This is a genomic window from Aeoliella sp. (genome assembly GCF_965227375.1).
Taxonomy (GTDB): Bacteria; Planctomycetota; Planctomycetia; order Pirellulales; family Lacipirellulaceae; genus Aeoliella.
On record NZ_CBDDFX010000002.1, the window covers coordinates 954,884 to 968,072 of the forward strand.

General features: G+C 61.1%; 10 protein-coding genes. 2 read left to right on the forward strand and 8 right to left on the reverse strand.

Going from position 1 to position 13,189, the window contains the following annotated elements:
* Positions 1–177: 177 nt before the first annotated feature.
* Positions 178–429, reverse strand: a complete 252-nt coding sequence (locus ACQK2L_RS16955; protein ID WP_425398216.1) for a YecH family metal-binding protein — start codon at positions 427–429, stop codon at positions 178–180.
* A gap of 102 nt (positions 430–531) precedes the next feature.
* On the opposite strand from ACQK2L_RS16955, the gene ACQK2L_RS16960 reads away from it, so the two are divergent.
* Positions 532–2,076: a sulfatase family protein gene (locus ACQK2L_RS16960; protein ID WP_425398217.1), complete on the forward strand. Its 1,545-nt coding sequence runs from the start codon at positions 532–534 to the stop codon at positions 2,074–2,076.
* 9 nt (positions 2,077–2,085) lie between these two features.
* Here ACQK2L_RS16960 and ACQK2L_RS16965 read toward each other — a convergent pair whose 3' ends face one another.
* Together ACQK2L_RS16965 and ACQK2L_RS16970 are read right to left on the reverse strand one after the other, a co-directional pair.
* The gene (locus ACQK2L_RS16965; RefSeq protein ID WP_425398218.1) at positions 2,086–3,636 is read right to left on the reverse strand and encodes a glycine betaine ABC transporter substrate-binding protein; all 1,551 of its coding nucleotides are present in this window, start codon (positions 3,634–3,636) and stop codon (positions 2,086–2,088) included.
* A 21-nt stretch (positions 3,637–3,657) separates the two neighbouring features.
* On the reverse strand, positions 3,658–4,419 hold the full coding sequence (locus ACQK2L_RS16970; protein ID WP_425398219.1) for an ABC transporter ATP-binding protein: 762 nt from the start codon (positions 4,417–4,419) through the stop codon (positions 3,658–3,660).
* Positions 4,420–4,939: 520 nt separating this feature from the next.
* Here ACQK2L_RS16970 and ACQK2L_RS16975 point away from each other — a divergent pair.
* Positions 4,940–5,140 carry a cold-shock protein gene (locus tag ACQK2L_RS16975; RefSeq protein WP_425398220.1) on the forward strand — a complete coding sequence of 67 codons (201 nt, stop codon included), beginning with the start codon at positions 4,940–4,942 and terminating at the stop codon, positions 5,138–5,140.
* Between the two features lie 86 nt (positions 5,141–5,226).
* Here the strand turns inward: ACQK2L_RS16975 and ACQK2L_RS16980 are convergent, their stop codons facing one another.
* The 5 genes from ACQK2L_RS16980 to ACQK2L_RS17000 all read right to left on the reverse strand — a co-directional run bounded on the left by ACQK2L_RS16980 (position 5,227) and on the right by ACQK2L_RS17000 (position 13,184).
* Positions 5,227–5,778 carry a DUF4112 domain-containing protein gene (locus ACQK2L_RS16980; RefSeq protein ID WP_425398221.1) on the reverse strand — a complete coding sequence of 184 codons (552 nt, stop codon included), beginning with the start codon at positions 5,776–5,778 and terminating at the stop codon, positions 5,227–5,229.
* Positions 5,779–5,814: 36 nt separating this feature from the next.
* A complete protein-coding gene (locus ACQK2L_RS16985) occupies positions 5,815–6,084 on the reverse strand; it encodes a GlsB/YeaQ/YmgE family stress response membrane protein (protein WP_425398222.1) in 270 nt (89 codons plus the stop codon).
* Between the two features lie 183 nt (positions 6,085–6,267).
* Positions 6,268–8,145 (reverse strand): polysaccharide biosynthesis protein, encoded by a 1,878-nt coding sequence (locus ACQK2L_RS16990; RefSeq protein WP_425398223.1) that lies wholly within the window; start codon positions 8,143–8,145, stop codon positions 6,268–6,270.
* A gap of 17 nt (positions 8,146–8,162) precedes the next feature.
* On the reverse strand, positions 8,163–10,862 hold the full coding sequence (locus ACQK2L_RS16995; protein ID WP_425398224.1) for an O-antigen ligase family protein: 2,700 nt from the start codon (positions 10,860–10,862) through the stop codon (positions 8,163–8,165).
* Between the two features lie 33 nt (positions 10,863–10,895).
* Entirely contained in the window at positions 10,896–13,184 is a 2,289-nt protein-coding gene (locus ACQK2L_RS17000) for a polysaccharide biosynthesis tyrosine autokinase (protein ID WP_425398225.1), read from the reverse strand.
* Between the last annotated feature and the right edge of the window lie 5 nt (positions 13,185–13,189).

Consider the following 13,189-nt stretch of genomic DNA (forward strand, 5'->3'; position numbering starts at 1 on the left):
GGAGGAGTATCACATTTCCACCAGCCATTGGATGCTGGCGAACGCGATGGATGAAAAGTCGCCGGATAGTAATTGCGATGCGGATTGCCGTCAATGTAGTTTCTGGGTGCTAGCACCTCAGTCAACGCTCGTGCCAATTTCCAAATCTCTAGCAGGCCCTTTGGCGCGGCACCCACTCTAGTGATCGCAAATCTTCCCTGGGTCGGTCGAAAACCCTTCGCCAGTGGGGACGAACTTGCCGCGCTGGGCGAGGAAGTCGATGAGTTGGCTGGCGGTCATGCCGCTTGCGCTGCAGGTGCAGAAGCGCGTCTCGGTGCCGAAACGCTCAAGGATGGCCGCTTCCAATGTGTCGCGGTCGTAGGCTTGGCCCGACTCGAGCATCATTCGCATCACTTCGTGGCCATGGACGTCGGTGGCGTTTTCTTGCATGTTTCCGAACTCCCGTTGGAGGGGCGTGGAGGACGAGTCGATATTCTCCTCTCAAGCCTCTAAGATAGCCGAACGAGCCCGTTATCCCCAGAGATATCTCCAATGGTCCAGCACGCGATCGCTTTGTCGTTGTCCATTATTGCCTTGCTAACCGGCGCTGCTGGTGCCATGGCCGACGCGTCGAAGCCGCCCAATGTGCTGATCCTGTACGTCGACGACATGGGCTACGGCGACCCGGGTTGCTACAACGCCGAATCGAAAATCCCTACGCCCAACATCGACCAGTTGGCGCGCGACGGAATGCGTTTTACCGACGGGCATAGCTCCTCGGGCATTTGCACGCCGAGTCGCTACGCGCTTTTAACCGGGCGTTACCACTGGAGGAAGTTCCATGGCATTGTCAACGCGTTGGGCTCGTCGCGGTTTGATGCGGCGCGGTTGACGCTGCCCGAGATGCTGCAAGAGAAAGGCTACCGCACGGCCTGTATCGGCAAGTGGCACCTGGGCTGGGACTGGGCGGCCATTCGCCACGAAGAGGCGCGCCGGCGAACCGATGGCAACCGCAAGTACTGGGGGCACGATGCGTTTGACTGGTCGCAGCCGATCCCCGAGGGTCCGCTCGCGCACGGATTCGACTACTATTTCGGCGACACGGTGATCAACTTCCCGCCTTACACGTGGATCGAGAACGATCGGGTGGTGGAGGTCCCCGATACGAATCTCGAAATCACTGCCAAAACCAAGGAAGGCAACTGGGAAGCCCGCCCCGGGCCCGCCGTGAGCGACTGGGACTTCTACGAGAATCTGCCCACGCTGACCGATAAAGCAGTCAGCTGGCTCCAATCGCGAAAAGGCGAGACGCAGCCGTTTCTGTTGTACTTCGCGTTCCCTTCGCCGCACGCTCCGATCGTTCCAGCCGATGATTTCGATGGCAAGTCGCACGCCGGGGCGTATGGAGACTACGTTGCGCAAAGCGATTGGACGTGCGGGCAGTTGCTCGAAGCGCTCGACAAATCGGGCCATGCGGACAACACGATTGTGCTATTCACGTCCGACAACGGCCCCGAGATCTACTGCTACGCCCGCGACGCCAAATTCGATCATCGCTCGGCTGGCCCGCTGAAGGGCATCAAACGCGACATCTACGAAGGAGGGCATCGCGTGCCGCTCATCGTGCGGTGGCCGGGCGCGGTGGAAGCGGGCGCTACGAGCGACGCGCTCATCTCGCAGATCGATTTCATGGCCACGCTGGCGGAAATCATCGGCTACGAACTGCCCGACGGCGCGGCCGAGGACTCGTTTAGCCAGCTTGCGGTGCTTCAAGGCGACGAGACCACCGTGCGCCCGAGTTTGGTGCACAACACCTATCGCGATCACTACGCGCTGCGCGACGGCGATTGGCTGTTGATTGACGCTCCCACGGGCTATCACCGCCCTGCGAACGCCGCCTGGGAGAAGCGATACGGCTACTCGACCGACGACCATCGGCAGCAGTTGTTCAATCTGTCGAACGACCTCGGACAGCGGCACAACGTGATCGACGACTACCCAGAGCGGGCGAAACAGATGAAGAAGCAGCTACAGCAGATTTGCAAGCAGGGGCATAGTGCGCCGCGTTTGGAGGAGCCCAGTAGCGACGCTGGATAGTGCCTGGCGCTACGGAATGAGCCCTTCCTCCATCAAGAACTCCCGCGCCACTTCGCGCGGGCTGCGCTTGTGCCCATCCACTTCGTAGTTCAGCCGCTGCATCGTCTCGTTGTCGAGGCGGCCGGCGAGCAAGTTGAGAACCTCCTCGAGCTGTGGATACCGCTCGAGGGTCGCTTCGCGGACCACGGGCACCGCGTAGTAGGGTGGGAAGAAGTGCTGGTCGTCTTCCAGCAGGACCAGATCGTAGGCGTCGATGCGGCCATCGGTGCTGTAGGCGGCGATCACGTCGACTTCGCCCTTGCTGGCGGCTTCGTACATCAGGCTGGCGTCGAAGTCGACCGCTTCGCCGAACTCAAATCCATAGTGTTTGACCAACCCCGGGTAGCCATCGGGGCGTTCGGCGAATTCGGACGTCCACCCGGCCATCATTCCTTCGGCGCCCGCACGGAGGTCCGAGATCCTTGTCCAGCCTTTCTTTTTCGCCTCGCTGCTTCGCACGGCGATGGCGTAGGTGTTGTTGATGCCCAGAGGCGGCAGCACTTTGACCGCGAACTGCTCGTGGTAGGCAGCGGCCACGGTGTCGAACACCTCGACGGGGTCGCTTGTGGCCGGCTCGTGCAGCACCGCGGTCAAAGCGGTGCCGGTGTACTCGGGGTAGAGGTCGACTTCGCCGCTCTCCAAAGCTCCGTGGCAAATCATCGTGCCGCCGAGACAAAACCGGCGTTCCACCGACAGGTCGGTCTTCGCTTCGATCAAGTCCGCCATCATGTGCGCAAGGATCATGCTTTCGGAGAACGACTTCGAACTCACCACCACGTTGGGCTTGGTGCCAACGTAGGTCGCCATGCCAGACGCGAGCGCTACGATGGGAAGCAGCAGCGCAACGGTGCGAGCAATCCGAGTTGCCGCGGGGGGGCGAGACGACTTCTGCATCGGATCGAGCGCCCAACCCACCGCGGCCAGCGCTCCGTCGACCATCAGGGCCAGAATGGCCGAGGGGATCGCACCGAGCAGGATGAGTCGATGGTTGTCGAGCGCCAGGCCGCGAGTGATGAACTGCCCCAATCCACCAGCGCCGATGAACGCCGACAGCGTCGCGACACCCACGCCGATCACCGCCGCGGTGCGGATACCGGCGATGATCACCGGCAGCGCCAGCGGGAACTGCACCATGCATAGTTGCTGCCAGCGGGTCATGCCAATGCCTTCGGCCGCGTTCATCACGCCGGGCGGCACACCTTCGAGGCCGGTGATCGTGTTGCGCACGATCGGCAGCAGCGCGTAGAGCGTTAGCGCGATGATGGCCGGCACCGCGCCGATGCGATCGAGCAGCGCCAAGAGCAGCGTGAGCAACGCGAGACTCGGAATCGTCTGCAGAATGGATACCGCCGAGAGCACCATGCCCTTGGTCGCCCGCGAGTCGAGCGCCAACACACCCAGCGGCACGCCGATCAAAATGGCCAATGCGGTACTCGCGCCGGTGAGGCCCAAATGCTGCCCCACCCGCAGCCACAGCTCGGGCAGGCGCTCGCGGAGGAATTCGATCCAGGTTTGGTCCATAGCTTCGCAGTTGGGCGGTGATTACTCGAAGACTTTGCGGAACGCAGCCAGTTGCTCGGCGGGTTTGCCGAACAGTTCTTTGACGAACTGCGTGGCCGGCTGGCCAACGACTTCGGCGGGCGTGCCGATTTGTTCCAGGTTGCCTTGATGCAACACGGCGATGCGGTCGCCGAGCGCCAGGGCCTCGAAGATGTCGTGCGTGACAAACACGATGGTCTTGCCGAGGCGCTCTTTTAGCGCGAGCACCTCTTGCTGCAGCGAGTCGCGCGTCAATGCGTCGAGCGCGCCGAAAGGTTCGTCCATCAACAGGTACTTGGGCTCAGTCGCTAGCGCCCGAGCCACGCCGACGCGTTGCTGCTGCCCTCCGGAAAGCTCACCCGGCAGTCGTTCGGCGTACTGGTCGGGCGGAAGCCCTACCAGGTCGAGCAGTTCGGTCGCGCGGGCGCGTCGCGACTCGTTCGCTGCTCCCGCCAGTTCAAGGCCCATCGCCACGTTGCGTTCTACGCTCATGTGCGGGAACAAGCCAATCGCTTGAAACACATAGCCAATCGAGCGACGCCAGGCGATGGGATCGCGCTCGGCGAGCGGCGATCCGTCCACAAGAATCACACCCTCGCTGGGGTCGATTAAACGGAGGATCATCTTCAGTAGCGTCGACTTGCCACAACCGGAGGAGCCAAGCAAGATCAACGTCTCGCCATCTTCGATGCGAAGACTCAGGTCGCGAATGGCGTAGGTCGCTCCGTCGTCGAACGACTTGCTGACCTGTTGGACTTCGATCATGCGTCACGCAGAACAATGGCAGAATGGCGAGCGGGCGTCGGGCCCAGTAGACCACAAACCTCGGCTGGGCGGCCACCGCGGCATCGCAGGAAGTAGGCGTTTTTGGCGGTTCGACGCATGTGCTGGACCGGTTTTGGGGGAATACAGGGAGTGAGAAAGCCCTGGAAAACTAGTGAAAAAGCGCCGTTCGGCCGATTGGGGAGATCATCGGGACCTGGGTGGCTTAAAAGGATTGACTCTACGGCATACCGCGGTTACGATGCTACTCCAGACTACGTCGGCAGGGGTGATGCCGAAGCGATGCGAAACGGCGGTCCGGTCCGTCAGCTCGAAAAACTTCTCATGCCCAGCTCAGAAAACAGGGTCCTCTCTTCACGAGCGGTGCACAATTAACTGGTGCTCAAGCATGCCTTTATTGGATGCGTGTGTCGACTGTCTTCCCGTTGCACAACCCATAAGTGTAGGGCACGGCCTATGGGTGGCGTATGTATTTGTTGCTACGTGCCAGGAGTGATTCGCAGTGTCGCAAGGTACTATTAAGAAGCTGACGGACAAAGGATTTGGATTTATCGAGGGGGAGCGCGGAGATATCTTCTTCCATTGCTCTGCCGTTGAGGGTGAGATCACCTTCGACCACCTCAGCGAAGGACAGCAAGTGGAGTACACCGAGGGCCAAGGCCCCAAAGGACCGCGCGCAGAGCAGGTGAAAGTGCTCTCCTAGTCTGCCGGTCTGCTTGAAGTAAACGACAAACGGCCCAGCGAACCATAGGTTCGCTGGGCCGTTTTCTTGTGGTCGAACGTCAGCGTTCAAGGCATGAGCAGTGGAAACCACTGCGGCAGTCGCGTGTGCGATCGCTGCGAGGTTCGACGCTTGGTTCGTTGCAGCAATGTGTCGATTCGTTGCTGTGCGTAACCGGCAGGCACTTTGCCTTGCCGCTCGAGCTCGCGAACCAACACCCGCATATTCTTCCGATTGGCCCGCCAGCCGATATCCAACAGGTCGCCCACCAACGGGACCGTGCCTACCAGGAAGTCGATTCCCACATTGGCAAGCATTCGTAGGAGCGTCCTCTTCCGAGCACCGAGCCGATGGGCTTCCCATACGAAGTAAGCCGACACGGCGGTTGTGGCAGCATCGCCTACCACCGGAATCAATCCCAGCACGGCGTCCCAGCCCAGCCGGACCGGAATAACGGGAAGTTGCACGGCATCGTCGAATAATCGACTGATTCGCTCGAGCCTGGTGAGCAACCGGTTCTGGTCGATCGGTTGCACGACGTTTGACGTTGCGGGAAGGCTCTTCTTCTGACGCCAGACGCCAACTTCGCCGTAATCGCTGGTGGTGGTGGGACTGAGCATAGCGTGGACGATCCGGTCTGATTGCCTTGTGGGGTACTACCGCAAGCGGCGTTCGCCGCGGAACTGGCGCGTTGCGATCACCACCAGCACGCCGCCGACGATGGAGCCGATCCAGCTTGCTGGCTGAAACTCGCCGTCGAGGCCCCAGAACAACTGAGTCAGGAAGCCGCCGACAAACGAACCGGCAACACCGACCAGCATCGTGCCCAAAAAACCCATCGGATCGCGTCCGGGTACCAACAGTCGCGCAATTGCACCAATGATCAAACCAAAGAAGAACCAACCAATAATCACACCGATGGTCATAGCAATAACCTCACTTGAATTGTTTCGTGGGACGGCGAGACGAGCGATGTTTGCCCATCTGCCGGAGCGAAAAACTGCAGCTGCAATCGGCGCGCCGATTTCGAAATCGGAGGTCGCGTCGGATGACCAATCAGCTAAGAAACATCGAGAAAATGACGAAAAATCCGCTGGAAAAAGAGACGCTTACGCAGCCTTCCGAATCACGGCTGCCGGCTCTTCGTACAGCGGTACAACCTGCGAAAGAGCGTTTCGAACCCGCGCTGGTTGATCGTTGACCATCTGTTCCAAGTGGTTGATGTCGCCAATCACCTGCAGTAACTGCCAGTCCTGGCTGTTGGCCACCATGATCTTGTTGTGGGCCGTGGGGCGGTGCGATTCGTGCTCGCCGTAGAGTTCCTCAAACAGCTTCTCACCAGGCCGCAACCCGGTGAATTCGATTTCGATGTCTTCGTCTGCGCGAAGTCCGGATAAGCGAATCAAGTCCCGCGCCAGGTCGACAATCTTCACTGGCTCGCCCATGTCGAGTACGAAGATCTCGCCCCCCTGCCCCATCGTGCCGGCTTGGATGACTAATTGCGCCGCCTCGGGAATCATCATGAAGTAGCGAATGATGTCGGGGTGCGTCACGGTGATCGGACCACCGCGGGCGATCTGCTCGCGGAACACTGGCACCACGCTGCCGGCCGAATCGAGCACGTTGCCAAACCGCACGGTGACGAATCGGCACTTGCTCGCGGCGGCTTTGGCCTGCACGTAGCGCTCGGCCAACTGCTTGCAACTGCCCATCACGCTGGTGGGATTCACCGCTTTGTCGGTGGAAATCATCACAAAGCCATGCGCTTCGTGCTGCTCGGCCAGATCGACCAGATTGCGCGTGGCCATGACGATATTCTTGATCGCCTCGCCGGGATGCGACTCCATCAGCGGCACGTGCTTATACGCGGCCGCGTGGAACACGATGTCCGGTTGATACGTGCTGAAGACGCTGTTCATCCGCTCGAAGTCCAATAGATCCGCGAGCACTGGTTCGATCCTCACGTCAGGCGCGACACGTTGGAGTTCGCGTTCGAGGAAGAACTGCCCTGTCTCTGATCGGTCGACCAATACCAGTCGAGATGGGTTGAGCGCGAGCAGTTGCCGGCAGATCTCTGATCCAATGCTACCCGCCGAACCGGTGACCAGAATTACTCGCCCGGTGAGCCAGTCGCGGATGGCTTCCTGGTCGATCTCGACCGAGTCGCGCCGCAGCAGGTCTTCGATCGCCACCGCGCGTGGCTGTACGCAGACCTTGCCGCCGAGTAGTTGTTCGTAGCTGGGCAGGACGTTCACCAGGAAGCCTTCGGCGGTGGCGGTTTCCATCAGCGACCGCACGATCTTGCCGGAGAGTTCGCCCGAGTGGATGAGCACTTCGTCTACGTCGTGCCTCGCCACCAACTCGGCCACGTTGTCGAGCGTGCCAAGCACCGGCACGCCAGCGATGCGACGTCCTACCAAGTGAGCACGGGAATCGACGAAGCCAACCACGTTGTATGGCAGTTGCGAATTGTGATGCACCGCGCGGAGGAGCGCTTCGCCGGAGTCGTTGGCGCCCACGATCAACACACGGTGCGTGGAATCGGCCTGTTGCCATCGCTGTTGAACTCTACGCCACACGCGGGGCATCGCGCGGAGCGCACCGATGAGCACCAGCGACACGCCCCAGTCCATCAGCATCACGCTGCGGGGAATGGCCCACTCTGGCAGGAGGAAAGCGTCGATCACCACGATGCCGATCGTGCCGCAGGTGATTGCTTTGGCGATCGCGCCCAGATCGTGGAATGTGACGTAGCGGTGCCAGCCGTGATAGATGTGGAACCACGCGGCGCCCACCATCTTGGCGGCCACCACCCAGGGCATCGACCACCACATTAGCACGGCGAATTCAGCAGTCGGATAGCCATCGAATCGCAGCAAAAACGCAATCACGTAGGCCAGCATCATCGCTGGCAGCAGCATGCCGCCGGCGATGGCAAGTTGAAACACTTGCGTGCTGTTCGAGTTGTGAATGGCGCGATGCGACATCGATTAGACGCTAGAAGCTATTGAACTTTGCGGAACGGGAAACGCCCAGCAGGCGTGAACGGGTTGACGGCTTGTTTGCGACGAGCGACTGCGGATTTCGCTAGTTTCCTGCGAATACCCTTGTCCACCGAGTCGCGGGCCAGGCACCAGCGGAGGTGTGGTTCCGCCTCGGCGTACCGCTCGGCATCGTACAGCGCCACGGCGTAGCTCTTACGTACTGTGAGCAAGGTGCCATTTTCTTCGACTGCCCGACGGAGACATGCGATCTGCTGGTCGACGTTGCCAATTTGGCCGTTCATCTCGCCGAGCCACTTCCACACGTAGGCGGTAGGCGTCTCGCCTCGCTTCGGCTCGTAGGTTTCAGCCAACTCCGTGGCGTAGTCGAGCAAAAACTGCAGTTGCTGTTCGTCGCCACCCGCCAAGTAACGCTGCCAAATGGTTGGGAGCGTGGTCCAATCGGGCTTGAACTCTTCCACTAGCAACTCGGCGGGCGGCTGTTGCCCAGCGATCGCGGCCGCTACGAGTTTCTGATGCTGCCCTGGCAGTTCGAAGGCACGCTTCCAGCAATTGAGGACAAGCTCATCGTTGCCGACAACCCCGTGTAGCTTGCCTACCTCGTACTGGAGGCTTCCATCTTGGGGAGCGAGTTGCAGCGCTTGAGAGAGTAACGGTGCGGCGCGTGGCGACGTTGGATCGTTTAGGAAATCGAGGTTGGCCAACCACAGGTAGCTGTCCGCCTCAAGCGGGGCGTACCGCATCGACTCGATGGTGTGATATCGCGCGGCGAGCAGCAAGCTTACATCGTCGCCCACAGCACGGGCGAGCCATTCGCGTAGCTGTTCGGTCGAATCGAATCCGCCGGCGGCCACCGTGGATTGAATCTGTCCGAGCGGCATGCGGTTCTCTCGCGATTCCGATCGTGCGTCGAACAGCTGCAAATAAATGCGAGCCAGACGCAGGTGCGCTTCAGCTGATTGCGGATTGAGCTCCACCACTTGGCGAAGGGCTTTGTGCATTGCGAGGGCCGAGCGTTGCTGACCGTCGAAACTCGCGGCGTCGCCGGTTTCGGCATAGTGGGCGATCGTTTCCGGTGTCTCGAGACCCTGGCGGTTCGACAGCCGGCGGTACTCGGTCCACGCACCGCTCGCCATGGCTGGTGGCACCAGCACCGTGGCCGTAAACACGATGGCAACGCAGGTGGCGACCGCCAAGTCGTAAGGCATGCCGCGGGCTGAAGTGTCTCGTTCGCCTCCCACTGCTAGGCGGCGGAGCACCAGCAGGCAGGCCAAGGCCATGGTCATCGTGGCCGGAATGAACCACACGAAGTCGACAAGGCTGTGCGAGATGCTCACCGCCAATGCGGCCAGCATCGCTCCCAGGCAGGCAAGTTGCTCGCGCGACTCGCAGCGCCGCCAAGCCATCGCAGTCCATCGCGCGGCGCAGACCAGTACAGCCACTAGCAGCACCACGCCAGGCAGGCCCAGCTCGGTGGCGATTTGCAGGTAGCCGTTTTCGGCGTGCGAAAATACCTTGGTGTGCGGTTGATCGATGTAGGCAGGATAGATGTCCTTGTGTGTTCCCGCGCCCGACCCGGTGAGCCAATTGTCGGCGATTGCTCGCAGGTTGGCCGACCAGATGGCGCGGCGTGCTCCCAGTTCGTCCAGTTCTTCCGCCGAACCGGAGGTAATGCTCTCGAGCCGTTCGGTGAACTGCTCTTCGCCGATCAACGACATCATCACGCCTAGCAGCGCGGCGGCCACCGCCGAGTAAATCAACAGTCGGCCACCTAACAGATTGCGTCGCCAGTAGACGAACAAGATGACTGCAACTCCCACGGCAGCGGCAAGCACACCGCCACGCGACGCCGACATCACCAGCGCCAGCGCCACCACGCCCAGCCCAATGGCCCAACCGATGGTTCGGTAGTCGGCCGCCGTACGAGTCGTAGTGTTTTGCGGAGCTTTGGTTCTGGTTAGTGGTTGTGGTGCTTCGCGCACCAATTGATAGGCAATCGCCGCGGCACCCATAGCGATGAAGCTGGCGAAGTGATTGTGGTTGATGAACGCGCCGACTGCGTATTGGTCGCTGCGGCGGAACGGATATTCGTACACCCAGAAGAACAAGCCATCGGAGGTGAGGTATTGCAGTACGCCGAGAGCGGCCATGGCGATGGCGGAGATGCCCATCCACCCCAGCAACTCGTCGACCTTCTCGCGACTCTTCAGGCGATCGATGAGCATCGCCGCCAGTAGCGTGTAGGCGAGCAGCAGGGCCAGCGAGACTTGGCTTTCGATCGGATTGAGCGACAACGTGCGCCAGGTGCCCAAGCCGTAACCGGCCAGGGCCGACTCACCTTGCCACAAGGGCAGTAGTTCGGCGTTGCGCGGAGCGAGCCATTGAATCACCGCTTCTGGCAGCGGCACCAACTGCAGCACCACCCACATGATCGCGGCGACGGGAATCAGGAACACCGGCGTCCATCGCCAAATGCTGCGCCCTGTAAGCCAGGCATTGGCCAACCACGCCACGGCGGCAATGGATACGAGCGACGCGTAAACCAGTCGGGCGATCTCGCCGCGGCCTCCCCATACCAGTGGAGCGAAGATGAACAACGCGGCGAGCGACAGGTCCACGGTTTTTGGTAGCACGACATTCCACCGCCACGAACCGACTAGCGCGGCTAACGAAAAGCGTCTCGTTTGACTGCGTTGGAACATGGATTGGGTGGGACTTTGCGAGGCGGGAATCAATCAAGCAGCCTGGCGAGGCTCGTCGGTGGGCAGTGTGAACTCGGTGGTGGAGCTCTGCTGGGTTTCTTGCTCTTCATCGGCGTGGTAACTGTAGCCGTAGCCGTAGCCATAGCCGGAGCCGTGCATGTCACTTACGTCGTTGGCCACCACACCAAGCACGCGGCTGCCAGTGGAGCGGAAGTTCTCGCACGCCCGGGCAACCAGGCGGCGATGGTTCTTGTCGGGTCGCACCACGAGCACCGCACCGTCGACCAGCCGGCCAACGATCTGGGCGTCGCTCACTGCCAGCACCGGCGGACAGTCGACCAGCACCTGGTCGTACTGCGAATCGGCCCACGCCAACAGTTCGATGAACGCCGCACTGGCGAGCAGCTCGGCCGGATTGGGCCGTCGCAGGCCAGCCGGAATAATATCGAGCCCTTCCGCGTCGGTTCTCAAGACGTGCGATGGGGCGACGTTTGCAATCGGTTCGCCGGAGGAGAGCAGGTCGGTAACACCCGCGGTGCCTTTGAGTCCCAGTAGCGTGGTCATACCGGGACGTCTTAGGTCGGCGTCGATCACCAAAGTGCGTTTGCCCGCCTGGGCGAAGGCGACCGCCAAGTTGGCCGACACGGTAGTCTTTCCGTCGCCCGGCTCGGCGCTGGATATCAGGATGCGTTCCGAGCCGTCAGTCGACAATGCGAGCGAAGTGCGCAACGTGCGGAACGCTTCGCTGTCGGTATCGTTGGGGCAAACGTGCGTATGAATCGAAGCAAGCCCCTCGCCCGGCAGCGGATTAAGACGTTGCACCAAGCCAAGCACGGGAACGCCCAACTGGGCGGAGAGTTCTTCGGGCGAGTTAAACCGGTCGTCAAGTACGTCTTGCACGTAGGCGAGCGTTACGCCGATCGACAAACCGCAGATCAACGACAGCATTCCAACCACTTTGAGCCGAGGCGAAACGGGGCGATCTTCGGGAAGTGCTTCACGCGTGACCATCGCCTCGATGGGACCTTGATCGAGGTAGCTGCTGGAATCGTCGATCTTCTCGTGGAGAAGGTCGCGACGATTCTCCAGACGCACCAGCTCTCGCTCCGTGGTTCGCAGCTCGATCAGATTAGTGCTCTGTTGGGTGGCTTCCTGGCGGGCGGCGAGGAAAGCGTTGCGTTTTTCGGCCTCTTCGTAGGTGGCTTGCTGCAACGACTGCTTGAGCAACTGCTGCAACATCGGCCCCAATTCGGCGCCAGCCATGCCCGCCACTCGCTTACCGGCCGAGGCGCGGTAGTTCGCCAGGTACTGCTCGATGCCCTGGATCTTGGCGTTCAGTTCGACCATTTGTGGATGGTTCGGCCCGAGATAGGGAACGCGGCTGGCGAGTTCGCGCTCTGCCTCGGCCTTTTCTTGTTCGCGTTCGCGAATGCTGGTCAGGTCGTCGGCCGACATGCCGAGCGACGAGACCATCATCTGCTGGCCGAGCGTGTCTTCCAGCACGATCAGATGCTGGCGGAGGTCCTCGCCACGCTCGATCGAGGCGTTGAGCGCTCCGAGCCGAGCTTGTAGCTCGACGCGCCGCTGCTGCGCTAGGGTCCAACTGTCGTTCAGGTGTAGAGCTCGTTGGACGACCGGGTCGATGGCTTCTTCCTGTTCGCCGATGGCCAGATGACCGACCTCCGCCCGCAGCGACATTACCTTGCCTTGAGCGTTGCGGAGCGCAGTTTCCACTTCGGCAAGGTTTCGTTTGCGTTCTTCCAGCCGCTTGCCTTCCGAGCCCTGGTGCATGTACTCCACAGCCGCCAGGTAGGAGTCGACCACCGAACTTACCACAGCCGCCGCAGCTTCCGGGTCGCGAGAGCGATAGCTCACCTCCATCGAACTGCCTTTGCGGCTGGTGCCAACCGACAACCGACTGGTGAGGTTTGCCACCCAGTCGCGACGCGGCACGTTGGCCAGGTCGACCAGGTATTGTTCGGGCAGTTGGGCAATGGCGTTGCGAATCACCACCGGGCTGCTCAGCAGTTTCTGCTGGTTGGCCATCAGGTTTTCGTTCGCGACCTGCTCGCCCATGCTGGTCAGCTCGTCGGCCTTCTGCTCGCTGATCATCAGCTCGGCCACCGAAGCGTAGAACCGTGGCGCGGTCATGTAGTAGGCAATGCCCAGCACGGCACAAACGGCCACCGAACCGAATACCAGGTGGCGCCGGTAGCTTAGCGTGCGGTAGAGTCGGATGACCGAGTGCACAACGTCGGCCGTCGACAGTTCGCGGCCACCGCTGGCGGGAACGGGCAGCTCGGATGGATCGGTTTGTGACATGGTGG

Excerpts from the sequence above, each read along its gene's own strand:
- ACQK2L_RS16995 (WP_425398224.1), bottom strand. The coding sequence starts at position 10,862 with ATGTTCCAACGCAGTCAAACGAGACGCTTTTCGTTAGCCGCGCTAGTC.
- ACQK2L_RS16955 (WP_425398216.1), bottom strand. The coding sequence starts at position 429 with ATGCAAGAAAACGCCACCGACGTCCATGGCCACGAAGTGATGCGAATG.
- ACQK2L_RS16985 (WP_425398222.1), bottom strand. The coding sequence starts at position 6,084 with ATGACCATCGGTGTGATTATTGGTTGGTTCTTCTTTGGTTTGATCATT.
- ACQK2L_RS16980 (WP_425398221.1), bottom strand. The coding sequence starts at position 5,778 with ATGCTCAGTCCCACCACCACCAGCGATTACGGCGAAGTTGGCGTCTGG.
- ACQK2L_RS16990 (WP_425398223.1), bottom strand. The coding sequence starts at position 8,145 with ATGTCGCATCGCGCCATTCACAACTCGAACAGCACGCAAGTGTTTCAA.
- ACQK2L_RS17000 (WP_425398225.1), bottom strand. The coding sequence starts at position 13,184 with ATGTCACAAACCGATCCATCCGAGCTGCCCGTTCCCGCCAGCGGTGGC.
- ACQK2L_RS16960 (WP_425398217.1), top strand. The coding sequence starts at position 532 with ATGGTCCAGCACGCGATCGCTTTGTCGTTGTCCATTATTGCCTTGCTA.
- ACQK2L_RS16965 (WP_425398218.1), bottom strand. The coding sequence starts at position 3,636 with ATGGACCAAACCTGGATCGAATTCCTCCGCGAGCGCCTGCCCGAGCTG.
- ACQK2L_RS16970 (WP_425398219.1), bottom strand. The coding sequence starts at position 4,419 with ATGATCGAAGTCCAACAGGTCAGCAAGTCGTTCGACGACGGAGCGACC.